Genomic DNA, 24,829 nt, shown 5'->3' with positions numbered 1-24,829 from the left:
TATAGAAAGTAAAGAATTTGTAAAGTGGGACAATTTTATTATTATTTTTTTCGCAAAATAAAATTTGTTAAATAAAAAAAAGATACTCCTATAAGAATTTATAGTAAGTATCTTTTTTCGATTAAATATTAATCTAAGAAAATAGAATTTTTAATTAAACTTCATATCCAAGTTTAATTAATTCCTTTCGTATTTCTTCTCTAAGCTCTTTGCTACAAGGACGAAGTGGAAGACGTGGTGCTCCAAAGTCAAAGCCCAACAAATTTAGCACCTCTTTAACGGGAGCAGGATTTGGTTCAGATTCAATTAAAATAGATAATCTTCTTAAAGATTCATCAATTTTTAAAGCTTCCTTCCAATTATTTTCCATTAATAAATCATACATCTTTACCAATTCTTGTGGCACGATTGTACACATAACTCCTACGCCACCACTTCCACCTTGACATAAATTTGCAAGTATCATATTTTCACGACCTGTTGCACTTTCAAAGTAATCATTTTTTGTTCCTTCAATTACTTTATTTGTAAGAGTTGGATCAGTGCAATGTTTCATTCCTGTAATATTAGGGACCTTCGCCAATTCAATTATATCTTCAACGGGCAATTCTACATTTGTATTATGTGGAACATTATATATACATACTGCCAAATTTGGAAAAGTTTCTGCAACTTTTCTGTAATAATCTTTTGTAGCTTCAAAGCCTGGTTGTAAATAGTGGGGTGTAACTAAAAGGATACTTTCATATCCTAAATCAACAGCATACTGTGTTAGTTCAAGAGTTTTACTTAAACTATGACATCCCGTAGTTGCCATTTTTGGAATTCTATCCCCAATAGCCTCTGCTGCAATTTTAAAAAGTTGCTTGCGTTCCTCTATTGACATTGTAGACCATTCACCTGTACTACCTCCAACACAAATACAATGAACTCCTCTTTCAATGTCATAATTTAATAAGCGCTTATATTCTTCTTCGTTAATTTTGTCATCCTTTGTAAAAGGTGTAGGTGGTGCAGGAATGATTCCCTTTGGTGCATATAATTTTTTCATGATAATATCCTCCTTGTCATTTTGCTTAGAAATCCTTTACCTCCTTATTTTAACATATAGTTAATAAAATCAAAATTATTTCCATTTAATATTAAAATAATAAAACTCTATATCTTTATAAAAATTTTTATAAAAAATCCCCGATATTAATCAGGGATCATTAAAGTAATTTATTTATTTTCAAACCATTCTTTCATAGTTCTCATAACTTTTCTAAGTTCGTCTTCCTTTATGACATAGGGAACCATGCTGTAAATATATTTTAAAAATGGTCTTGCAAAGACTCCTCTTTCGTAGGCAAATTCTTGGAAACCTTCTATATCTTTTCCATCTTTTAATTCAATACATACACATCCACCCATTACACGCACTTCTTCTATCTTTGGATGAGAAAATCCTTCCATCTCTTCTTTTTCAATTTCTTCAATTCTCTTAATTTTGTCCATGAAATTTTCTTCTTCAAAAATTTCTATTGCACGAAGAGAAACTGCACAGGCAAGGGGATTTCCCATAAAAGTTGGACCATGCATTAGGGCGTGAGTAGGCTCATCATCATAAAAGGCGTCAAAAACTTTTTTATTGGCAACAGTTGCTGCGTGACCAATATAGCCACCAGTTAATGCCTTTCCAAGGCAAATTATATCCGGCAAAACTAAGTCTGCAACAAATCTATTACCCGTTCTTCCAAATCCAGTTGCAACTTCATCAAAAATCAAAAGCACCTTATATTCGTCGCAAAGTTCTCTCGCTCTTTCAAGAAAAGAAATATCATACATTCTCATGCCGCCTGCACCTTGTAAAAGTGGTTCAACTATAAAAGAATTTAATTTGTCTCCATATTCTTCAAAGGCTTTTTCTAGGGCAGGAATTTCTGTTGGAATGTGAACTACATATTTGCTTTTGCCATAGGCTTCTAGGACAAAGTGATAGTCTTCGTCGTCGCCAACTTCCATAGTTTTAAAAGTATCGCCATGATAAGCGTGGTTAAGGGCAAGGACCATAGTTCTATTTTCTTCACCCTTATTCATGTAAAATTGAAGTGCCATCTTTAAGGCAACTTCAACTGAAACTGATCCAGAATCAGAGAAGAAGGGATAGTCCAAATCACCTGGCAAAAATTCTTTTAATTTATTCGAAAGTTTTTCCACTGGATCGTGAGTGAGACCACCAAGCATTACATGAGAAAATTTATTCACTTGATTTATAATTGCTTCATTTAACTTTTCATTTTTGTAGCCGTAAATATTGCTCCACCAAGAAGATACAGAGTCAATCATTTTATTATCTTTTGTGTAAAGATATATTCCCTTGGCATCAATTACCTTGTAGGGTGGCTTCATGGTTTTCATTTGTTCATAAGGATACCAAATCATAATAACTCCTATTCATAAATTTCTTTTAAAACTTCTAGATCAATATCAAGGTCTTTATCGCCCTTTTTCACACAGGCAAGAACTTTAAGACCGCTCATGATTTCACACATCTTAATGTTATCTTCTTGCATAACATCGCCAGGAATGTAATTGTTAAAAATTATTCCCTTGACCTTCATGCCCTTTTCCTTCATATAAAAAGCAGTTAAGACTACACTGTTTATTGTTCCAAGACCTGCATCAGCTACAATTATTGATGAAAGACCACATTTTTTTATAAAGTCTTCTAAGAAAATTTTTTCTTCATCATATCTTAGGGGACACAAAATTCCACCAGATCCTTCTAAAGTTATGAAGTCACATTTTTCCTTTAATTCATCAAATTTTTCTATTACAAAATCCAAATCAATAGGACCGCCTTCTATTCTTGCTGCCAAGTGTGGAGAATAAGCATTTTCATAAACATAGTGGCACATTTCATCAAGTGGCTCATCTATATTTGCAAAATCTTTTACAAATTTTGCATCTCCTGGAATTAATTTTCCATTTTTATCTCTTACATTTCCACTCATGGCAGCCTTGTAGTAATAAGATTTAGCTTCGGCTTCAGCTAATTTTTTTACTAATAGACCTGCAACATAGGTCTTTCCAATTTCAGTTCCTGTTCCTGTTACAAAAATATTTTTACTCATTTTTTTCTCCTTAGTTATAGCTCTTATTTACAATTGGGATTAATCTCTTGCCGAGAAAAGCTCCCACAAAACACAAAAATATATCTCCTGGCACTGCAAGTAGGAAGCAGTAAATTATAATTGCCTTTACTCCAATTGGAGATGCCAAATAAAAATTGCTGATAAAGTAATAGTAAACCATGCCAAATATGTAAACTATAGCTAGTCCCACGAAGTTTGCAGTAAGAAGTCTTTTCATGTCTGGTCTCTTTTCTTTATTTGCAATTTTTCCTGTAGCGTAGGCACCCACTGCAAAGCCAACTATGTATCCAAAAGTAGGCTTAAAGATATATCCAAATCCTCCACCCTCTGTGAAAACTGGAAGTCCTATTAGACCCAAAATTATGTAAACAAGAACACAAATTGCACCAAGTTCTGGACCTAAAAGTAAACCTGCAAGCATAGTAAATAAAAGTTGCAAGGTAAAGGGTAAAACCGGTATGGGAATTCTAATAAAAGTCCCCACAATAATTAATGCCACAAATAGAGAACATAATACTAATTCTCTCGCTTTTAAATTTTTCAAATCTTCCTCCAAATTTTAAAAATTGTAAACAATTACTTTAAATAAGTTAACACTCGCAATGATTTTTGTCAACTATTTTATTTTCTTAGTTAACTTTTATGTAAAAAAAAAAGAGTTCACTAAGAATCTAGTGAACCCTAATTTTTTAATTTGACTAAATTTTAATTTACAGAAATTCTATTTTTGTGCATGTAATAAACTGCAAAAAATAAGGCTATTGTTTCTAAAAGCATTGGAATTAGTATTCCTATTCCCATCCCCCTCATGAACACATCTCCATTGTTAAGGAATAGTTCTATATTCGTAAACAAGTCAAATTTGTCTAAGATATAGATTACTGCTCCTTCTATCATTCCTAGTCCTATATATACAAGGACTGGTCCACCTAGTCCAAATCTTCTTAGTTTTTTACCACCACCAAGTGTAACTGCGAAGATTATGCTAATTATATTATTAAATAAAGCTATTAAGACCCAAGCAAGTAATACTAATATGTTTCTTACTCCAACTTCATTAATTGCCTTACTTATATCTGCCCAAGTTATATTTACTACTCCACCATCAACAGATGGAACTGCAACAAATAGGAAAACCATTAATCCTAAATAGAGTGAATAGATAATAAACATTATAAGATAATATAAAAATCTTGAAAAAGTTTTTGCTGAAGGACTTATTGGTGTTGATTCATAAAATAAGGCGCTGTCGCCAAAGAACATATTATAGTCGCCAACTATAACTGTTATAGCTGCTGCCATGTAACCAAACATTAGGGCCATCACGCCTAGGACAATTGCACTGTCTCCAACTTCATTATTAACATTTGAAAATAATAATCCAAAAATAATTAGGGCTACTGGCAAAATTGGAATGAACCAATTATATCTAAAGTGATTTTTTATTTGATGTCCAAGTAATTTTCCCATTAAAATACCTCCGTAAAGTAGTCTTCTATACTCATATTCTTTTCACTTCTTATTTCATCTACTGTCTTGTTAAGGCTAATCTTGCCTTCTGAAAGGAAGAGAACCCTGTCAAGTAGTGGTTCGATTTGATTTATTAAATGAGTTGATAAAATAATTAGAGAGTCTTCTTCAAAATTATTTAAAATAGTTTGGATGATTGCCTTTCTCGCCGAAGGGTCAACTCCAGAAATTGGTTCGTCTAAGAGGAAGATCTCTGCCTTTCTTGAAAGACTAAGGGCAATTTGCATTTTTTCTCTCATACCCTTACTCATTTCTTTGACCTTGGCTCCTTGTGGAAGTTTAAATTCTTCATAAATCCTGTAAAACTTTTCTTCGTCAAAGTCCTTGAAGAATTTTTTATAAGTTCTAACAACTTCCTTTACAGAAAGCTTGTCGCTAAGAGCAAACTTATCTGGTTGATAAGAAAGAATTTCTGCCGTCTTGTAAGAAATTTCTTCTCCATCAATTACCACACTTCCCTTGTAAGTTTTTTCTAATCCTGCAAGGATCCTAAGTAGGGTTGACTTACCTGCACCATTGGGACCAACAAGTCCTACGATTTGTCCCTTTTCAAGTTCTAAATTTAAATTATCAAGGACTTTATTTTTGTAGCCCATAGATAAATCTTTTATTTCTATTTTACTCATATTTCCCTCCAATACTCATCTAAAAGTTTTATTGATTTTTCCTTTGTCAGTTTAAGTTCATCTGCAACAGTGATTAAATCGTCGCAGGACCTATAAAAAGCTTCCTTTGCCATATCATTAATTTTTTCCTCGTCCTCAGTTATAAATCTTCCACTAGTCCTATTTGACTTGGCAAGACCTTCTCTTTCAAGCTCTTGCAGTGCCCTTTGCACAGTATTGGGATTTACTCCATAAATTTTAGCTAAGTTTCTAACTGTGTCCATCTTGTCTCCACTTTTCCAAACTCCACTTGAAATTTTTAACTTAAAATCTTCAAGAAGCTGTAAGTAAATAGGTCTATTATTATCAAATTCCATATAAACCTCCTCTTCTATTTAGAAATTTCTAATATATTTTTTGAATTTAAAAAATTTTAAGCAATAAAATTTTTGTACCTTTGTATTGATTCCTTAATACAATAGTTATTATAATAAAATTATTTTACAAAATCAAGAAAAATTTTTTATTTTATTAAATTTTTTTAAAAAAATATAGCATAATGTAAAATTGAATTTATTATATACCACAATGCTTTACTTTATCTTCTTGAAATGTTATTATTAATTAGCTAAAGGAGGTTTTTTATGAACGAATTACTAATAATATTTTTAATAATGGTCCTTGGTTACGCCTTTGGACATATTAATTTTTTTGGAATAAAATTTGGCGCCTCAGCAATTTTAATTGTTGCCCTTTTCTTTGGGCATTTTGGCTTTGAAGTTCCAAAATTTTTAGCAAAATTAGGACTTGTCCTATTCCTTGCACCAATAGGATTAATGGCTGGACCAACTTTTATGGCAAACATTAAGAAAAACGGAGTTTCCTTTTTGGCAATTTCCTTTATTACAACAGCCGTTGGCGGGGTTTTAATAGTATTAATTTCAAAATTATTTAATATTGAATTATCACTTTCTATGGGACTTGCCACTGGAGCCATGACATCTACATCAATGCTTGGAACAGTAAAGGGTCTTACAACTTCAAATTTACCTGGAGTTGGCTACGGGATTGCCTATGCCTTTGGTGTTGTTGGCGTTGTTTTAATTGTTCAACTTGTACCAAGAATTTTAAAGGTTGATATTGATGAAGAAAACAAAAAATTAATTCTTCCTGTAGAACACGATACTGAGGAAAAAGTTGAAGCAAAAGATTTAATAAATTTTGAAAAAAATGGACTATTTGCAGTTGCACTTGCTTCAGTTCTTGGTGTTTTACTTGGATCAATAAAAATACCTGTTGGCGATAGTGTTAATTTATCCCTTGGTGCAGGTGGTGGATCCTTAATTATGGGTTTAGTACTTGGACATTATGGAAGAATTGGAAAAGTTAATTTAACTGTTTCTAATGAAAGACTTTCACTTGTTCGTGACCTTGGCCTTGCCTTTTTCCTTTTGGAATCAGGTGTAAGTGCTGGTACTGGATTTGTTGAAGTTATAACACAATATGGTGCAAAATTATTTTTAGCGGGAGTTATTATGACACTTGTTCCTGCTCTTGTATCCTTATTTGTTTCTTATAAAGTTTTCAAGTTGCCACTATTTGCAGCACTTGGTGCAACAACTGGATCAATGACATCAGCACCATCTCTTGGAGCCCTACTTCAAGTTACAAATGATGACAAAGTTTCATCTTTTTATGCAGCTACACAACCAACTGCAACAGTAATGATGGTATTCTTGCCACAAATTATAAATGTATTTTTCCCAGTTAGCTAAAATTTAAAAGAATAAAAAGTTAAATTTGTAGAAATTTTCTACACGAAAAAATCCTAAAGCTTAAATAGCTCTAGGATTTTTTTATTTTCTATCTTATTTATTTTCTTTAACTTTTCTATTCTTTTTATTTTTTACTTTTTTAAGTCTAAAAAAGTCTTCTCTTTCTTTTTCTGCTAATATATCTTCAATTTCTCTAATAATGTGCTTGTACTTAGGAATTTGAATTTTATCAAGAGCATTGGCTCTTTTTGCAGTCTTTTTTATTTCATTTGCAAGTCTAAAAACTGAAGTCTCAATCTCTGCAAGTTCATAAATAACACGTAAAATTTCAGAAATATTTATCTTTGCTCTATCAAAAGCTGCATTAGATTGATGCAGAGAATAATCTGCCTTGACTTTAGTCTTTTCATATTTAATTTTTGGAAGTTCAAGACCCATTACTGAACGAGAAATAACTTGATATTCCTTTTCAAGCGGTGCAGTTTCTCCCATTTCCTTTAAAGAAAGTGCCCCCATAGAAATTGTGGCTTCAGTTAGCTCAGCATAAGATTTTTCAAATTTTTCTTCTATTTCAGATTGAAGCTTCTTTGCATTTTTATTTAAGTCCATCATTTCTTTTATTAGGACAGTTCTTTTCTTATCAAGAAGGTCATAACCCTTCTCTGCAAGTACAAGAGCATTTTTTGATGCTATTAAATTTGCCTTAGTAGGAGTTACCTTAATTGCCATTCTTATCACCTAAATATTTTTCTTTTAACTTAGGATCAATTCTATCAATCATTTGAGTTGGAAGTATCTTTAATAATTCCCAACCTAAATCTAGGGTTTCTTCTATATCTCTATTTTCATTTTGGTCTTGTGTCAAAAATCTCTTTTCAAACTCATTTCCAAATTTTAAAATTAATTTTTCATCATCAGAAATATCATCTTCACCAATAATTTGTGCAAGTGCTCTAGTTTCTTGTACCTTTGAGTAGGATGCAAAAAGTTGTGAAGATAAATCTGGGTGATCTTCTCTTGTATAACCTTCGCCAATTCCATCCTTCATAAGTCTTGATAAAGATGGAAGTACATCAATTGGTGGATAAACTCCCTTGGAGAATAAATCACGACTTACAACAATTTGTCCTTCTGTAATATAACCAGTTAAGTCAGGAATTGGGTGAGTGATATCATCATTAGGCATTGTAAGAATTGGAATAAGAGTTACAGAACCTTCACTATCCTTAATCATACCTGCTCTTTCATAAAGAGCTGCTAAATCAGAATAAAGGTGTCCTGGATAGCCCTTTCTTGATGGTACTTCTTCTCTTGATGATGAAACTTCTCTTAGGGCTTCAGCATAAGATGTTATATCTGTCATTATTACAAGAACTTGCATATTTTTTTCAAAGGCAAGATATTCTGCAGCTGTTAGGGCACATTTTGGTGCAATAAGTCTTTCCATAATTGGATCATCTGCATAATTTATATACATTACTACCTTGTCAATTACACCAGAGTTTTTGAAGCTTTCTCTAAAGAAATCAGCTTCGTCATGTTTTACACCAATTGCAGCAAAGACTATGGCAAAGTTATTTTCTCCAGCTTCATCTGCAATTTTTGCTTGTCTAACAATTTGTGCAGCAACTTCATTATGAGGAAGACCTGAACCTGAAAAGATTGGAAGTTTTTGTCCTCTAATTAATGTCATAAGTCCATCAATGGAAGATATACCTGTTTGAATAAAGTTTCTTGGGTACTCTCTTGCTGATGGGTTAATTGGTCTACCATTGATGTTATATACATCATTGGAATAGATGGCACCGCCCTTATCTATAGGCTCAGCTGTTCCATTAAATACTCTTCCTAAAATTTCTCCAGATAGAGGAATTTCAAAGGGATGAGCAGAAAATTCTACCTTAGTATTTTTTGTGGAAACACCTAAATTGTTGCCAAAAACTTGTACAATTGCCTTATCGTCATCGATTTTTATAACTTGACCAATTTCTGATCTCTTGCCGTCTTTTGATTTAATTCTTACAACTTCACCATAACTAACTCTGTGAAGATTTGAAAGTTCTAGTAATGATCCCTCAATTCTATCAAGTGTTAAATATTCTTTTTTCATTCTACATCACCATAATTTGCACTAAGCTCTGAATAAAAGTCGTTAATTTCGTTATTTAAGCTTACAAATTTCTTTAAGTTTTCGTTTTCTATATCGTATTTCATATTAATTACTTTTCCGTAAAGAGCATCGTTCTTTATTACTGAAATTGGAATTTTAAGTTTTAAAGCTTCCTTGCCCTTTTCATAAAGATTATCTATTGTCTTTAACATTTCAAATTGTTTTTCAAGTGGCACAAAGGTGTCAATTGGGTTAAAGGCATTTTGTTGCAAAAATCCAACTTTTACAACACGACAAATTTCAAGTACTAGTCTTTCTTCATCTGGAAGGACATCTTCTCCAACTAGCATTACAATTTCATTTAATTTTGCTTCTTTGTGAAGTAAATCTAAATATTTTATTCTCAAATCTGGAAGATCTCCATCAAGTTTCATGTCGTAATAATTTTTAAGAAGTGGAATGTATCCAGAATAAGAATTCATCCAGTTAATAGCAGGATAGTGTCTTGAATAAGCAAGTTCTTTATCTAGGGCTAAAAATACATTTACGAATCTCTTTGTATTTTCAGTAACTGGTTCAGAGAAATCTCCACCAGCTGGTGAAACAGCACCAATAAGAGTAACTGATCCTTCTGATTCAGATAAAGTTTTTACATAACCAGCTCTTTCATAAAAGCCTGCAATTCTTGATGGAAGATAAGCAGGATATCCTTCTTCTGCTGGCATTTCTTCAAGACGGCCAGAAATTTCACGAAGTGCTTCTGCCCAACGTGATGTTGAATCGCCCATTAAGGCAACATGATAGCCCATATCTCTAAAATATTCTGCCATGGTTACACCAGTATAAATTGATGCTTCACGAGCGGCAACTGGCATATTAGATGTGTTGGCAATAAGAATTGTTCTATCCATAAGAGCCTTGCCTGTGTTAGGGTCAATTAGCTTTGGAAAATCTTCCAAAACTTCTGTCATTTCATTACCACGTTCACCACAACCAATATAGATGATAATATCGGCATCACAATACTTTGCAATTTGGTGTTGTGTCATTGTTTTTCCAGTACCAAATCCACCTGGAACTGCAGTAGTACCTCCCTTGGCAATTGGAAAAAATACATCAAAAACTCTTTGTCCAGTTACAAGAAGTTTGTCAATTGGAAGTCTTTCCTTAACTGGTCTAGGAATTCTTACTGGCCAGTTTTGATACATTTTTATTTCATTTATCTTTCCATATTCATCTTTTACCTTTAATAAAACTGTTTCAATATTATATTTTCCATTTTCAAGGATTTCTACAACTTCGCCATTTACTTCTGGTGGAATCATAACTTTGTGAGTTATAATATCAGTTTCTGGAACTTCAGCAAAAATTTGTCCTTCATGAACTTTATCGTGAAGAGCAACCTTAAAAGTTACATCCCAAAGTTTTTCTTCATCAAGAGAAATAAGTCCAAGGCCTTCTGGCATAAAGGATCCGTTATTTTTCTTTATTACTTCAAGAGGTCTCTGGATTCCATCAAAAATACCTCTAATCATTCCAGGTCCAAGTTTAACAGAAAGAGGTGCTCCAGTTGAAATAATTTCTTCATCTCTTTTTAATCCTTCAGTTTCTTCATAAACTTGAACTGTTCCTAGGTCTCCATCAATTGAAATAACTTCGCCAATTAATTTTTTTTCGCCAACAAGAACCATTTCTCTGATTTTATAATTAGCCATGTTTCTACCAATTACAACGGGTCCGTCAACTGATTTAATTATTGCCTTTTCCAATGACTTCACCTCTTTCTTTTAATTTTTCATGTAGCATAGAGCCAATTTCATATCTCATGTCTTCCAATTTATTCTTTAAAGACAAGTTAATATTGTAAGTTTTTTCCATATCAGAAATTATAAAACCACCAATATGATATTCGAAAAGCTCATCTATATTAAGTTCAACGTCTTTTTCTTTTGCAATTTCTTTAAATTTTTCAATTAGCTTTTTATTTTCATCATTTTTAACATAAAGATAAATGCTTTTTTCATCTATTTCATCTAAAATATTTATAAAATTCTCTGCTTCTAAATTTACATATTCCTCAGTTTTTGTGAATTCTAAAAGTTTTTGTGAAAGAGTTTCTATTAACTCATTTAATAGCTTTTCATCTTCTTCTAGGAATAGAACTCTCTTTTGTTCTTCAACGGAAGCAATAAGCTCATATCCTCTTCTTTTGGCTAGAGTAACTCTTCTATCAACAAAAGCTTCTTCATCTTTTTTTAGAGATTCAATTTTTTCAGACAAAATCTTTTCTGCCTTTTCTCTTTCTTCTCTTATCCTCTTTTCACATTCTTCCTTTTGCTTTACAAAAACAATTTTGTTGAATATGGCAATTTTGTTTTCAAGTAAAATCATTTAATCACCTACAGCTTTCACACCAACAGATTCTCTGACATATTTCAAAATAAAATCATCTTCCATCTCGCCGTCAAGATCTGGAATAGTTACAACAAGTGGAAGTTCTCCAGTAAGTTTAAATTCTAAAACTTCTTCTTTAATTTCTTTAAAAGAAGAATAAGTTAGTATTATTATTCCAATATCTTCAGTTTTTGTAAAAGTCCTAAAATTTTTTAAAAGTTCAGATCTGTTATCACATTTAACAGACCTTACACCTGCAAGGCGAAGGCCGTTAATTATATCGTCATTTGATGTTAAAAGAATTGATCTCATTATAGTCTTCCAAGAATCATAATTGAAATGATAAGACCATAAATAGCAATACCTTCTGCAAGTCCAAGGTAGATCATTGATTTACCAAGAATGTTAGGATCTTCTGATACAGCTCCAATTGCTGCAGAACCTACATTTGATACGGCAACACCAGCACCAAGAGATGCAAGTCCAGTTGAAAGACCTGCTGCTAAAAAGCCAAGTCCATTACCAGATGTTGGAGCAGCTGCTGCAGCTGATGCCATTTGTGGAACAAGGGAAATTAATCCAAAAACAAAAACTGGTGCGAAAACAAATAGGTTTAACTTCATAAAAGCACGAGCAAATTTTCTATTTTTATCTGTGCCCTTGTAAATAAAATAAAAACCTGTTACTACCATTGAAAATACTGTCAAAACTGCGAAAATAATAATTTTTTCCATCTTTAAACTCCTTATTAATAAATTTTATCGGCTTCAAAAAGTACGCCGTCACCACTATAATACTTGCTAAACATTTCGTAATATTCAAGTCTTAGAGATTGAATAAATACAATTAGACCTTCTAGTCCCAAAATTAAAATATTGCCAAAAATTAAAACTGCAATATTTCCGCCACTTGAACCAACCATTTCTCCAAGTGTCTTAAATGCCAAAAATAAACCAACGTGGTTTATTGCAAAGGCACCAACCCTTATAAAAGATATAATTGAAGACATAGTTGATAATAGAGCCTCTAATAAGCCAAAAGATGACTCAATATAATAATCTGAGGCGCTACCTTCTTCCTCTTTCTTAAATAAAACTTTAAGAATAGGTCTTTTTAGTAGCATGATTACTAAACTTACCACTAAGATAATAAAGGAAATATTCATAGGAATTAAAGATTTAGCTCCCATTACTGACATTCCAATATTAATCATCGCCACAAAAATTAGGACTCCTAAAAAACCTTCCTTAGAGAAGAAAGCCTCATCAGGTCTTCCACTCTTTAATCTATTGTAAACACCAATACCATAAGCAAGGGCAAGTAAAATAATGCCAAAGTATATTGCAATTACAAGAGTATCATTTATATTTTCAAAAGGTCTAAACCATATTGCAGGAATAATTTCTTCGCTACCAAAAACCGATCCATACATGAGTCCAAAAAACATTGATGATGCGCCCATTCTAAGAAGAAGACCACCAAAATCCTTGTTTTTCTTTTTTAACATTAGTCCGGCAATTGCAAATACAGCCCCTTGACCTAAGTCGCCAAACATTGCTCCAAAAAGAATCATATATGTTATACCAAAAATTACAGTTGGATCAAATTCACCGTAATTTGGTGTACCATACATATTTATTAGTAGCTCAAAGGGCTTGAAAAAATTTGCGTTTTTTAACTTTGTAGGAGGCTTTATATTTTCACTTTTAGGATCAAAATATTCAACATCAATATCTTTGTATTTAGATAATTTATCCTCCAACTTCTTCTTATCAGAGTCGCCAACCCAACCTGAAAGATAAAAATACTTATTTGATTTAAGCATATATTTCTTAGCTTTTTCAATTTCTTCGTAGCTAAGCATGTGAGCAAGAGTTGTTTTTAATTCCTCATATCTACTTTCCAAAAGATTTTTCTTATATTCTTCAATTTCAAAAATCTTTCTCTTTACATTTTCCTCTTCTTCTTCAAGGTTCTTGTAAATTAAATTTGCTGTACCCTCTACATCCTCTCCAAGAAGCTCAACTTCTGTAAAGTTTAAACTTTTTAAAAGTCTGTCAACATCATTTTCAGTTTCCTTAGGATAAATTACAAGAAATAGTTCTCTATTATCTACAGTACCTGTATGATAAATCATAGCAAGAATATTGCCATAATTTTTCTTTAATCTTTGTCTAGCATCTTTATCCAAAAAACCAAACCTAGAGTTAAAATATTTTAATTCAGCTATATCCTTTAAATCAATATCAACATTCTTGAAAAGTTCATAATTTTCCTTTAAAGTATCAAGGATTTTTAAATTTTCTTTAGTCCTATCATATTCATTTATTTTTTCGCTAATATTTTTTATAAAAGCATCAATATCTTCATCTACATTTACCTTTTCAAAATAAGAATCTTCAATCTTGTCAATTCCCATAAACTTCATAATTTCAGCAGCTTCTTTAGCAGAAGATTTATGAGACTCATCTTCTTCAATAGGTGAAATATAGTTGAGTTCAAGATTTCTCTCTAAATTCTCTTCATTGTCCAAACTAAATGTAAATTTATTATCCGCCATATTGGTTTCTGCAGACATAAATTGCATACATTTTAAATTTAAAATATCAAGAATTACAGAATCCATATCGTCAATATTTCCGATAATATTAGCGATTTTCATTTTTTCAACGGCCAACTTGTTCACTTCCCTCTCTATCAATAATCATATATTTTAACTTTTCATCTTTATTAAGACCAAATCTAGTAGCTTCCAACATTCTCTCAATATTTGCTATCTCATAATCAAGAAGAACCAAAAAACTCATGAATTTTCCAATACCATCAGTCCTCCTAAAGTTTTTCTTGGCAATGGAATACATTGTCTTTTTAGCAGTTCTACCAGTTCTAATAACTCTTCCAGCTGAGAAAAGCACTGCATACTTAGAATTTTTAATATTTTCTTCAAATTCACTTTCTTCTAAATAGGAAAGTTTAAGAAGACTTTCTGAATTATAATTTCCACCAAAAATAGTAAAGTTAAAAATTTCTTCTGGTGAAATATTATAATATTTCTTAGCCCTATATATCCAGATAATATTTAATAAATCAATGTTTACACCAAAGATTTCCTTAAACCCATCAACATCTTTTTTAGGAAGAGATTTAATTGACTCCACTAAATTTCTGTAATAGAACTTTTCCAAATTCATCTCTATAGAAAAAAGAGCATCCTCATCCTGTGATGACTTGTAATTTTTAATATAATCATAATAATGTGTGCCCTTTAAATTTTCTATAAAGGACTCAAAGCTTTCATCTTTAAAATTTATTTTATTACTTCCAATAATAAGATTTTCGACCTTGGGTTCCTTATTCATCCTCAAAGCTCTTAAAATTTTTATGATTTTTTCAATATTTATCCTCTCTAAATATGCCTTTAAAAAATCTGAATATCTGAGAGGTAAAAAACCACGAAGTTTAGTAATTTCACTTCTCCTATATTGTTCCAAAAATTCTTCTATTTCATAAATGTCTGAAAAAGAATCAATATTTGGAAATTTCTTTTCTTTTAGATAGGAAAGGCAAAACCTAACATCATCGCCTTCTGCCATCTTTTCAAAATCTTCATATACTAAAAATTCAGAATAGATTTTTGAAATCTTAGCATTTAAAGCCTTTAGACCGTCAAACATTTGATTTCCTTCCAATCACCATATCAAAAGCATTTTTTATAAGCTTATCAGAATTCTCATTATAAAATTGTTCGATTTCCTTGAGATTTTTTTCATTATCTTTTCTCAAATCATCAGCTTTTTTTTCAAAATCCTTTAAAATTTCTTCGCTTTTTTCTTTTCCAATAGCTTTAGATCTTTCAATTGATTCATTTTCAATATCAGTCAACTTTTCTCTCAAGTCTTTTTTTATACTTTCGATTTCTTTTTCAGTATCATCGACAAGATCTCTAGTTTTTTTATCTATTGCTAAAATACTATCTATACTTTCTTTCAAAAATATCACCACTCTTTTTATTTCCTTGTGCATTTCTCATTATATTACTTTGAAAATCTAATTCAAGGGAATTATTTCACTTTTAAAAATTTCACACATTTTTCACATTTCACATGATGAAGAAATTTTTTGCAATGCGAAAAAATTATTTATAAATAATTTCTAATGATTTTAAATTAAAAACTTTCTTAAAAAAAAGCTCAATTTTTTAAGTTTTTGTGCTTTAGTTTTTGTAATAATGAGCTTTTAAAGTCCAAAGTGTTTTTAGGCTAAGCTTAAATAAAGAACTTGCTTTTTCAAAAAAAATAAAAAATTATGGCTCTTTTATAAAAAAATTATTACTGCAAGGACTTTAAACTTTTGATGCATAAAAAAAGGCATGCCTTCAAAAAGACATCCCTTCTATATTTTTTATTTGTGTAAGTTTTCTGTTGGGCATGAGCCGTGACAAGCGTCGCAACCTCAATCACAAGATCCCTTACTTTTTATAACTTTTTTTATAGCGAAAGCTATCAAAACTATAACTACTGCTCCAACTATTATATTAGCCATAATTTCACCTTCTCTTAATAATAAGAGAAGTAGGAGCCTACTTACAAAACCTGCTACTAAGCTAAGCTCTGAACAAGCTGAAGATGTTTCTTTAATGCTTGATATTAGTGAAGATTTAAAATTGGCATATAGGTTAAAGGAACTGTTTTACTGTGTGCCCTGTGGGTACCAATATGTTCTTACTCAACCCAATAGAATTAGAGCCACTAAATCTTTAAGAGAATGGATAAAATGAGCTGAGGAATCTAATTTAAAAGAATTTAAATCTTGTATAACTGCTTTTAATAACTGCTTTGATGAAATATGTAACTCTTTTGATTATCCTTGGTCTAATGGTCCTCTTGAAGGCACTCATACTAAGATAAAGACTTTAAAGAGAAATTGTTTTGGTATGAAAAATTTTAATTTGTTTAGAAAAATAATTATGTTTGCTTGTAAGTAGGGATAGGAAAATTGGAAAATTTTACAAAAACCTAGGGGTTTTGTTTGCTATGTTTATTTTTAATAGTTTTTACTTATTTTAGTTTTGATATTCTATTAGCGTCTAAGTATTTATTTTTAAATGAAAAGAGAGACTCGAGTTAAGGAGTCTCCCCAAAATTTGACAAAGAGCCTATTTTAATCATTATCTCTTTGCATCAACAATAATTCTTCTTTATTCATTTTATTAATAGCAATAATTGAAGATATTGGTCCTAATAAGGTTCCTAAAATTATTACTATTATTAACATTAAAAGCATAAGGAATATATTTGGTCTTAAAAAAGGCATATTCAAAAGTGATGAAAATACATTATTGAAAGTTATACTTAAAACAAAGGAAAGCACAGAACCTATTACTGCCCCTGTTCCATTAATCAGTATGGATTCACTAAGAACTATTTCACTAAGTTTTTTCTTTGTTGCTCCTAATATCCTTATGGTTGCAAATTCTCTTTTCCTTTCCTTAACTGATAAGGTATTTACAAGACTTAAAATAAAGAAAGCTAGTATCCAAATCAAAGCTATCAATATATATACATATACAAGCATGTTTTTTGCTGAATCTGAAACTTGTGTCATTATTTTTCTTGGCAATAAAGGATACACTTTTTCTTTTTTAAATTCTTCTTTAATAAGTTTTTGAATTGTTTTTGGATCTTTGTTTTTTTCAACTTTTACTAAAATAGAAGATATATCATCTTTTTTTGCCACTGGATGATTAATAATCTTTTCATATTCCTTAGCTAATCTATGAGTTTCTTCTATTGTCATAAAAACAGAATTATCAAAGCCCATGCCAGTTTTTGCTAGCCTACCTCTTATCTCAAATTCTTGATTAAAAAATTTAACCTTATGATTAATAGTCCCCACAATATTAGCGCCTACAACAACTTGTCCAGCTTTAATTGGAGATTTGATCTGTTTTTCAAGCCATGGTTTAACGCTAAAGTCATCAGAAAAGTCAATTCCTATAACTTGAATGGGAAAAGAGCAGCATCCAGCAGAAAGTGTCGCTAGATAAACTTGACCACAGGCTTTTTCAACTCCTGGTATTTTTTTTACTCTATTTAATATATCCTTGTCAAAAAAGAATGTATTAGGTTCTCCCCTTAATATTGCACCTGTAATTTTGGAATCATAACCTTCTGGGACTACTATAATGTCTGCTCCCATCCTATCTGATAGAGATTTCATGCCGTTTTTAAGAGAAAAAATTATAAACGAAGACATGAATAAAATAAAAGTTAAAATTCCTACAAGTAAAATCAAGGTAATTGACCTTGCCTTTTTATTTTCTATATTCTTTTTTGCTAAATTAACTGTGTATAAATCTTTCATTATTTTGCATCAGCAAGAGCATTGTTGCAAGCTTCTATAAATTGCTTGTAGGTTTGTGTTGCTCCCGAAATAACGTCCACTCCTTCAGGACTTCCTTTTTCCACTAATCTATCTGGGTATGACTTTGCAAGATTTATAGCTTGTTGGGCAATCTTATATAGTCCTTCATTTTGGCTTTGACCATAAGATTCATCTTTTTCTTTTCCATCTCCATCAATGTTTTGCATTGTGCAAGATTCAATCTTATTGTCTTTAACACTTATATCCACCTTTACAAGTCCGCCTCTTTCATCTTTGACAGATTCTCCATGATATGTGCCGTCCTTATAGCTTACGCTTGGAGCTTCTTCTTTTTTATCTCCTCCACAAGCAACTAGGACAAGCCCCAAAGATAAAATTATTAATGCATTTAAAATTTTTCTCATATAAACTCCTTAAGTTTTTCGTCTTTTATTGTAGAATCAAGAACAGGTCTTTTTCTTTTCATTTTTTCTTCTTTTGTAATCTTACCATGTTCAAGAGTTATCATTCTTTCAGATTCTTCACCAACTTCAGGGTCGTGAGTTACAACAATAATTGTTGAACCTGCATTGTGAAGTTTTTCAAATATGTCAAGAACTATATATTCATTCTTTTCATCCAAATTTCCCGTAGGTTCATCAGCTAAAAGTATAGCAGGATGATTAATAAGAGCTCTAGCTATACATACTCTTTGTTGTTCCCCACCTGATAATTGGTTGGGTAAGTGCTTGGCTCTATCAGCAAGACCTACTGCAGCCAAAGCTTCCATTGCTTCTTGTGCATCTGGCATAGAATGATAATATTGTGACATCATTACATTTTCCAAAGCACTTAAATAATTAACTAAATGAAATTGTTGGAAAATAAGTCCTATCTTATCCCTTCTAATAACTGTTAGTTCCTTAGGTGATTTTTTTGCTATATCTTCACCATCCAAAATAACTTCGCCAAATGAAGGTTTATCCATGGCACCAATAATATTCATCATTGTTGTTTTACCAGAACCTGATGGACCCATTATAGAAATCCATTCGCCCTTTTCTACACTTAAATTGATTTTGTCAAGGGCTTTAAGTTCACCATAAATTTTTGAAACATCTACGAGTTTTAATATATCCATAAAATTCCTTTCTATTCTCCACGAAGCACTAAAGCTGGATCAATATCAACAGTTTTAGATACTGGTATTAAAGATGCAACTATAGTTATTACTATACAGACAATAATTGTCATAGGTACTAAAAGAGGCAAGAAACTTACCTTTCTAGCAAATACCGAAATACTTACTCTATTGGCAAATATATATCCTAATGCAACACCTAAAAGTCCACCAAAAACCCCCAAAAATGCTCCTTCACCTAAAAAGTCAACAATTACTGACGAATTTGTGGCGCCCAAAGCTTTCTTAAGACCTATTTCTTTACGCCTTTCAGTTACAACTGCCATCATTGTTGTGGATACACATATCATCATTATGAATAATACTATTATAGTTACAATGAAGACAAGAGCTTGTAATTTATTCAAAACTATATCCTGTGAGGCGGTAACTCTTTTTACCATTTGTGGAGTTAGAGATCCATCCTTTTGTGAAATATTTGATACTATTTTTGAAAGTTCATTTTGTTCAGCTTCTACTGAATATTCTACGACATCATAATTTTTGTCTTTAACAAGCTGTGAAATATCATCAATACCCATAAAAATAAGTTCTTCTTCTTTACCACCTGTTGTTACAACTCCTGAAACAACAAAATTAGTATCTATAGAACCTTCTCCATTAACTTTGGGAGTATTTATAATAATTTTATCTCCCTCTTTTAATTCCAAAGCCTTTGAAACTTCATTACCTATTAAAACTTCTCTAGGTTTTTCAGGCCATGAACCATCAATAAGCCAGTATGGAGAATTTTCTTTCGCTCCCTTTAAATCTGTACCTGCAAGCATATAAGGTTGTTCATTAATTTTTGCATTTGTATAAATATAGGGTGCCTGACCGACAAGCTTTCCTGATGGAATTAACGATTTAATTTCATCTAACTGTTCATTGGTAATTTTTTTATCAGGGTTAGTTGGAATTACCAACATATTTGCACCATAAGACCTAAACTCCTTACCCATTTGTCTAGGAATATCATAGTAAATAGTAACAAGTCCTGAAATAATTGTTGCTCCCATAGCTATAGCAAGTAGTGCTGTTAACATTCTTGCACGTCTCCTTGCCAAGGAAGTCATTATCATTTTTAAATAAAATTTATTTTTACTTTGTTTATCTGCCATGTAGTACCTCCGTTGGATTTAAATTCAAAAGGTATCTTATAGCTGGTATTGAACCCAAAATTGTAACAAGAATAATAAGTATTGCTACAATAGGAACTACCATAGCTGTTGGAGCTATTGCTGAACCAAAAACTGTTAGACCAATAATCTGAGTAAGTAGCAGACCAACACCGTAACCTATAACTGTTCCAAATATCGCTGTCAAAATTATTTCCACAAGAATTATGGAAATTATCCTTCCATTTGACGCCCCTATAGCTTTTTGAAGTCCAATTTCATTAGATCTTTCCATTACAGATGCTGTAATAAGATTAGAAATACCAAAGCCTGAACCAATCAAAGTTAATACTGTAATTAAAACCATAAGAAGAGTAGTCTTATTTAAAATATCTCCTTCACTTTCTGCAACTTGGCGAATTGGCTTAGCTACAGAATCAGTCATTACTTCTGTTATTTGATAACAAATAGCAGAAACATAAGCTGTACAATACCATACTTCCCATTCCTTAATAGTTAAAGATAGTGGGTTTTTGGCAGCCTTTCTTGCTAAGTCATTGTCTGGTGTAGTAAGAGCTGATACTTCAACTTTATTTACAACTCCAGTAACTCCAGCAAACTCTTGTGCTGTTTTTAAAGTAGCATATATAAATGCATCTTCATCAGAACCTGATGAGAAAATACCTTTAACTTTTAATTTTTTGTCTAAATTATTGCTTTTTAGTTGGATTTCATCACCAACTTTAAATCCATTTCTGTCTGCAAAAATCTTTCCAAGCATAACTGAATCGCTATCATTTTCTGATAACCACTCGCCTTGAACTTCCCACCAGTTTTTAAGTCTAATCATACCAGTATCAACTGATTCTCCAGTAGGCAAATCCATATGATTATTAAACCATGTTCCTACCATCTTAGTATGTTTAGAATCATTATTACAAGAAACCCAAGTGTTAAGATATGGCGTATAGTCTACAATATTGTAAGCCCAAAAAATAGTTTTAATGTTAGGAAGTTCTGATTCCTTTAAATATTTTTGAACCTGCCCCTCTTTTTCTTGCATGCCATACAAATCATCAAGAAGGGAAGCTTCCTTAGGCAATACATTAATATTTGCTCCATAGGTCTTTAATTCTTGATTAACTTTATCTCCAACACCGAGCATGGTATTTAACATTGAAGTGGCAAGAGAAGCTCCAAGGGCAACTGTAAATGCAATAAGAGCCATCTTTCCCTTTTGTCTAAAAAGCGCTCCTTTAACTATTCTCCAAAACATAAGCCCTCCTACTTAAATACATAAGACAATGCGTCAAGATCTTTTGGCGCAATCTTTATCTTTTTATCATGGACAATGTATGGGAAAGGTATCGGGTTACATCCACCCTTAAAACCTATTGTACCCCTATTCATTACAACGTCGCACAACTTACAAATAACATCATCGCCTCTTTCAAAATATCCAGATGGACCACATATCTCGCAGGCATCAAGTACAACTCCATAGGAACCTTCTGATTTTTTAATGCAGAAAAATCTCATTTGTGCACCATCCTTTGCCTTATACAAATATCTGTGCAAATGCATATCTTCTAAGCTACTTAAAGGAATAACAATCATTCCATTTTCAGTTTGATAATCTTCAGGTGGTGAAAGGGCTTGTTCCTTATTAGCATATGCCTTTCCAACCGTTAATGAAAAAGTATTAATAAATAGAACGACAAGGAAAAAAATTGCCCAATGTCTTTTATTCTTCATTCTATACTTTATTTTTCTTAACTGAGCCCTATTGCTATAATCTTCATTAACTTTAATATTTTGCTTATATAAAATTACTGGAATAGCTATCATAATTAACATTGTTGCAAATAAAAACACATTTTCGTGATTAGCTATAAATGCAATAACTCTAAAAAAGTTAACATTTCTAGGAATAATCCCTTTAGAATAAAACCTTTGAATTATGATATTAAATTGGCTTATACCTGAACATATCAAGCTCAAAAAAACAATAATCTTTAAGTTTTTACCTTCAAGTTTAACTGAAGACTTATATATGGCAAGTCCTGATAAAATCATCATGATTATCCCAAAAACAAAGCCTAAAATCCTAAAAAGTACAATAGTTGAAACAGCACTTTCGCCATAATATACAAATTTGTTTGATTGGTTAAATACATAAGGTAAATAATAAAAACAAATTCCTACAAGATAAACAACAACCGATGCTGAAATGAAATTATCATAAATTTTAGCATTTATCTTATCTTCAAATATCATAAAAATTAATATTAAAAATACTGAGATAACTATGGGTACCATAGACCAGAAATTCAATTCTGTTCTATTAATAAAATTAGGTATATTTCTTATAATTATTGAAACAATTGCTGCAATTACCCCTAAAACTAAAGAAATTATAATAACATACTTTTTATATTTGCTCTCTTTAGTTGTATAATAGGCAAGTATTAAAGAAATCATTAGAGAAAAGGCTATCCCCGCCTCCATAACTTTAATAAAAATTTTTAAAATAATTTCACCCCCCATAAATGCATATAAGGGGAACATGAATTCCCCTTCAAAATATTAAAAATTTTCAAAATTTTACCATTGTGGTCCGTTCCATTCGAAGTCAGTCCATTCTGCAACAAGTGGTTCTGTCCAGAATCTACCTGTTACACCAGTTTCTTTATCTACGTGTAGTAAGTAGTCATTACCTGGTGCAGCTACTTCGAATTTTACATCATAAACACCAACACCTTCGTCAAATTTAACATTTGCACCATAGTGTGGACCATCAGATGCGTTCATTGGCATGAAAGCTACTTCTTGAACATGGTCTGAACCTTTCTTTTGTAAATAAGCTTTTACTTTTAACCATGGAACAAAATCACCAACACCATAACCTAATGTTGAACCTTCTTGTGATGCTGTAATGTCAGCTTCAATATGGCAGTCAGCTTCTTCTTTAGGAATTGAGTTTCCTGCTGGTTCCATATCAACTGGTTGGAAATATACACCAGAGATTACTAAAGGTCCTTTAGTTTGGTCATCGCCAATTGGAAATTCTTCAAATCCTGCATCTTCTCCTGGAGCTGCAGCTTTTGCATCTCCTGCTTCTTTCTTGTTTCCTTCAGCTGGTGTTTTTTCTTCTGTAGAAGTTTTAGCTGTATTATTAGCTTTTGTATCTTCTTTTTTACCACAAGCTGTAAACATTAATGCACACACAAGCGTCATAACAACAAGAAATAAACTTTTCTTTTTTAACATGATACCCTCCTATTTTTTTTCTTGGCTAGCTTCAAGCTCAGCTCTAATTTTTTTGTTTCTATTATTTTGATAGATAACAGAAACAATGGTTACTACTAATAGAATAATTTGTGGAATAAGATTTTCATACCTATCGTATATACCTATAGCTTCAGCAGACCATCCATTCATCCAAGGAACTATGGTTCTGCCAATTACATCTGCTTCTTGTAATTCTCCTATGCCCTTTCCTAAGAAAGACAAGCAAAGTATAAACATTAGCCAAGAAGTAAATGTAAAGAATGGTTTTAATGGTAGCCTTACAGAAACTTTAGCAATTAAATAATATACAATTGCAAGTATTATGGCGGCAACTAAAAGTCCAATCCACATATGCATTGGATTTTCAGAAATGCCTGTTCTCATACCTTGGAAAAACAAAATAAGTTCTGCACCCTCTCTTGCTACTGCTAGGAATGAAGTGAAAGATAAGGCAAAATAATTACCCTTGGAAACAGATTGCTCAACTTTGTTTTTAATGTATCTATTCCAAACTTCGACTTCAGATTTAGAAAGCATCCAATTGGATACATAAAATAGTACGATAACAGCAAGAAACATCGCAATTCCTTCGAATATTTCTTGTCCCATTCCAGACTCAACTTCTCCCACTGTATTGGCGACGATATTAAATACTCCAGCTAGGACTACTGAAAAAACAATGCCTAGCAAGGCTCCAATATATACACCTTTTAAATAAATTCTATTATTAGTCTTTGATAAATATGCAGCAATGGCAGCTACAACTAAAATGGCTTCAAGTCCTTCACGAAGTGTAAGTCCAAGAACTGCAAAAAATGTTCCAAATCTTTTTAGCAGCTCTCCCAACAATTGACCTGTTGAAAGGCTGTTTGCATCTTCTTGACTTTGACCACTGGACTTAGAATCTCCAGAGGTTCCATCAAGAGTATGAGCATCTTCATGAAGATAAGTTATAAGTGAATCAATTTCATCTTTAACTTCTTTTGGGTCTGCATCTTCTTTGATAGAATTTTTTGCTCTGTAAAATTGATGTTCAACCATTGAACCCCTTTGACCTGAAATTGCAGACATAGTTGTTTTTTCAAATCCAATTTTTTCATAGAATTTAAAGTAAGCTACATTAACTGCATCTGTGGCTGCTTTTTTAGCATCCTTATCTCCAGGCTTGTAAACTTCCACAGCTTTTTGTAAATGTTCTGACATAGCATCAGCGACTTCAACCCAGTTACCATAATTTGTTTCTGCTGCAAAAGCAGGCATAAAAGTGAGGCTAATCATGATTACTATCATTGCGAAAATGCTAGTCCTTTTCTTTAATAAATTCAT

The 24,829-nt window shown here is 31.8% G+C and carries 25 protein-coding genes and 1 pseudogene; 2 read left to right on the top strand and 24 right to left on the bottom strand.

Annotated elements, in window-relative coordinates; genetic code table 11:
* Positions 1 to 154: 154 nt before the first annotated feature.
* From JOD41_RS03735 to JOD41_RS03705, 7 genes are all read right to left on the bottom strand, one after another.
* The gene (locus JOD41_RS03735; protein ID WP_205051635.1) at positions 155 to 1,051 is read right to left on the bottom strand and encodes a dihydrodipicolinate synthase family protein; all 897 of its coding nucleotides are present in this window, start codon (positions 1,049 to 1,051) and stop codon (positions 155 to 157) included.
* A 170-nt stretch (positions 1,052 to 1,221) separates the two neighbouring features.
* Positions 1,222 to 2,424 carry an adenosylmethionine--8-amino-7-oxononanoate transaminase gene (bioA, locus tag JOD41_RS03730; protein ID WP_205051634.1) on the bottom strand — a complete coding sequence of 401 codons (1,203 nt, stop codon included), beginning with the start codon at positions 2,422 to 2,424 and terminating at the stop codon, positions 1,222 to 1,224.
* Positions 2,425 to 2,432: 8 nt separating this feature from the next.
* Complete coding sequence (gene bioD / locus JOD41_RS03725; RefSeq protein WP_205051633.1) at positions 2,433 to 3,116, bottom strand: dethiobiotin synthase; 684 nt, start codon at positions 3,114 to 3,116, stop codon at positions 2,433 to 2,435.
* A 10-nt stretch (positions 3,117 to 3,126) separates the two neighbouring features.
* On the bottom strand, positions 3,127 to 3,681 hold the full coding sequence (locus JOD41_RS03720) for a biotin transporter BioY (protein WP_205051632.1): 555 nt from the start codon (positions 3,679 to 3,681) through the stop codon (positions 3,127 to 3,129).
* Positions 3,682 to 3,842: 161 nt separating this feature from the next.
* Positions 3,843 to 4,607, bottom strand: coding sequence for a hypothetical protein (locus JOD41_RS03715; RefSeq protein ID WP_205051631.1), 765 nt, complete (start codon positions 4,605 to 4,607; stop codon positions 3,843 to 3,845).
* Positions 4,607 to 5,293 carry an ABC transporter ATP-binding protein gene (locus JOD41_RS03710; protein ID WP_205051630.1) on the bottom strand — a complete coding sequence of 229 codons (687 nt, stop codon included), beginning with the start codon at positions 5,291 to 5,293 and terminating at the stop codon, positions 4,607 to 4,609. Before JOD41_RS03710 ends, JOD41_RS03715 begins: the two co-directional genes overlap by 1 nt.
* The gene (locus tag JOD41_RS03705) at positions 5,290 to 5,649 is read right to left on the bottom strand and encodes a GntR family transcriptional regulator (RefSeq protein ID WP_205051629.1); all 360 of its coding nucleotides are present in this window, start codon (positions 5,647 to 5,649) and stop codon (positions 5,290 to 5,292) included. Before JOD41_RS03705 ends, JOD41_RS03710 begins: the two co-directional genes overlap by 4 nt.
* A 267-nt stretch (positions 5,650 to 5,916) precedes the next feature.
* Between JOD41_RS03705 and JOD41_RS03700 the strand changes: the two genes are divergently transcribed.
* Positions 5,917 to 7,047: an aspartate-alanine antiporter-like transporter gene (locus tag JOD41_RS03700; RefSeq protein ID WP_205051628.1), complete on the top strand. Its 1,131-nt coding sequence runs from the start codon at positions 5,917 to 5,919 to the stop codon at positions 7,045 to 7,047.
* A 93-nt stretch (positions 7,048 to 7,140) separates the two neighbouring features.
* Here JOD41_RS03700 and JOD41_RS03695 read toward each other — a convergent pair whose 3' ends face one another.
* The 9 genes from JOD41_RS03695 to JOD41_RS03655 are packed head-to-tail and all read right to left on the bottom strand — an operon-like array spanning position 7,141 to position 15,550.
* Positions 7,141 to 7,776, bottom strand: a complete 636-nt coding sequence (locus JOD41_RS03695) for a V-type ATP synthase subunit D (RefSeq protein WP_205051627.1) — start codon at positions 7,774 to 7,776, stop codon at positions 7,141 to 7,143.
* Positions 7,766 to 9,157, bottom strand: a complete 1,392-nt coding sequence (locus tag JOD41_RS03690) for a V-type ATP synthase subunit B (protein WP_205051626.1) — start codon at positions 9,155 to 9,157, stop codon at positions 7,766 to 7,768. The genes JOD41_RS03695 and JOD41_RS03690 overlap by 11 nt, the downstream gene beginning before the upstream one ends.
* Entirely contained in the window at positions 9,154 to 10,926 is a 1,773-nt protein-coding gene (locus tag JOD41_RS03685; protein WP_205051625.1) for a V-type ATP synthase subunit A, read from the bottom strand. The genes JOD41_RS03690 and JOD41_RS03685 overlap by 4 nt, the downstream gene beginning before the upstream one ends.
* A complete protein-coding gene (locus tag JOD41_RS03680; RefSeq protein ID WP_205051624.1) occupies positions 10,907 to 11,548 on the bottom strand; it encodes a hypothetical protein in 642 nt (213 codons plus the stop codon). Before JOD41_RS03680 ends, JOD41_RS03685 begins: the two co-directional genes overlap by 20 nt.
* A complete protein-coding gene (locus tag JOD41_RS03675; RefSeq protein ID WP_205051623.1) occupies positions 11,549 to 11,863 on the bottom strand; it encodes a V-type ATP synthase subunit F in 315 nt (104 codons plus the stop codon).
* On the bottom strand, positions 11,863 to 12,285 hold the full coding sequence (locus JOD41_RS03670) for an ATP synthase subunit C (RefSeq protein WP_156702706.1): 423 nt from the start codon (positions 12,283 to 12,285) through the stop codon (positions 11,863 to 11,865). Before JOD41_RS03670 ends, JOD41_RS03675 begins: the two co-directional genes overlap by 1 nt.
* 14 nt (positions 12,286 to 12,299) lie before the next feature.
* Positions 12,300 to 14,237 (bottom strand): V-type ATPase 116kDa subunit family protein, encoded by a 1,938-nt coding sequence (locus JOD41_RS03665; RefSeq protein WP_205051622.1) that lies wholly within the window; start codon positions 14,235 to 14,237, stop codon positions 12,300 to 12,302.
* Positions 14,218 to 15,225, bottom strand: coding sequence for a V-type ATPase subunit (locus JOD41_RS03660; RefSeq protein WP_205051621.1), 1,008 nt, complete (start codon positions 15,223 to 15,225; stop codon positions 14,218 to 14,220). Before JOD41_RS03660 ends, JOD41_RS03665 begins: the two co-directional genes overlap by 20 nt.
* The gene (locus tag JOD41_RS03655) at positions 15,218 to 15,550 is read right to left on the bottom strand and encodes a hypothetical protein (RefSeq protein ID WP_338046850.1); all 333 of its coding nucleotides are present in this window, start codon (positions 15,548 to 15,550) and stop codon (positions 15,218 to 15,220) included. Before JOD41_RS03655 ends, JOD41_RS03660 begins: the two co-directional genes overlap by 8 nt.
* Positions 15,551 to 16,052: 502 nt before the next feature.
* On the opposite strand from JOD41_RS03655, the pseudogene JOD41_RS09280 reads away from it, so the two are divergent.
* Positions 16,053 to 16,535, top strand: a pseudogene (locus JOD41_RS09280) (ISL3 family transposase).
* 176 nt (positions 16,536 to 16,711) lie between these two features.
* On the opposite strand, the gene JOD41_RS03640 reads toward JOD41_RS09280, so the two are convergent.
* The 8 genes from JOD41_RS03640 to JOD41_RS03605 are packed head-to-tail and all read right to left on the bottom strand — an operon-like array spanning position 16,712 to position 24,829.
* A complete protein-coding gene (locus JOD41_RS03640; protein ID WP_205051619.1) occupies positions 16,712 to 17,914 on the bottom strand; it encodes an ABC transporter permease in 1,203 nt (400 codons plus the stop codon).
* Positions 17,914 to 18,339, bottom strand: a complete 426-nt coding sequence (locus tag JOD41_RS03635; protein WP_205051618.1) for an FMN-binding protein — start codon at positions 18,337 to 18,339, stop codon at positions 17,914 to 17,916. Before JOD41_RS03635 ends, JOD41_RS03640 begins: the two co-directional genes overlap by 1 nt.
* A complete protein-coding gene (locus JOD41_RS03630) occupies positions 18,336 to 19,055 on the bottom strand; it encodes an ABC transporter ATP-binding protein (protein WP_205051617.1) in 720 nt (239 codons plus the stop codon). Before JOD41_RS03630 ends, JOD41_RS03635 begins: the two co-directional genes overlap by 4 nt.
* 11 nt (positions 19,056 to 19,066) lie before the next feature.
* A complete protein-coding gene (locus tag JOD41_RS03625; protein ID WP_070700769.1) occupies positions 19,067 to 20,215 on the bottom strand; it encodes an ABC transporter permease in 1,149 nt (382 codons plus the stop codon).
* Positions 20,205 to 21,488: an ABC transporter permease gene (locus tag JOD41_RS03620; protein WP_019108509.1), complete on the bottom strand. Its 1,284-nt coding sequence runs from the start codon at positions 21,486 to 21,488 to the stop codon at positions 20,205 to 20,207. Before JOD41_RS03620 ends, JOD41_RS03625 begins: the two co-directional genes overlap by 11 nt.
* Before the next feature lie 8 nt (positions 21,489 to 21,496).
* Complete coding sequence (locus JOD41_RS03615; RefSeq protein ID WP_205051779.1) at positions 21,497 to 22,759, bottom strand: Fe-S-containing protein; 1,263 nt, start codon at positions 22,757 to 22,759, stop codon at positions 21,497 to 21,499.
* Between the two features lie 57 nt (positions 22,760 to 22,816).
* A complete protein-coding gene (locus JOD41_RS03610) occupies positions 22,817 to 23,482 on the bottom strand; it encodes an iron transporter (RefSeq protein ID WP_205051616.1) in 666 nt (221 codons plus the stop codon).
* A 9-nt stretch (positions 23,483 to 23,491) separates the two neighbouring features.
* The gene (locus tag JOD41_RS03605) at positions 23,492 to 24,829 is read right to left on the bottom strand and encodes an FTR1 family iron permease (protein WP_205051615.1); all 1,338 of its coding nucleotides are present in this window, start codon (positions 24,827 to 24,829) and stop codon (positions 23,492 to 23,494) included.

Source organism: Peptoniphilus gorbachii (assembly GCF_016908115.1).
Taxonomy (GTDB): Bacteria; Bacillota; Clostridia; order Tissierellales; family Peptoniphilaceae; genus Peptoniphilus_A; species Peptoniphilus_A gorbachii.
This window is presented reverse-complemented; position numbering and strand designations above follow the sequence as displayed.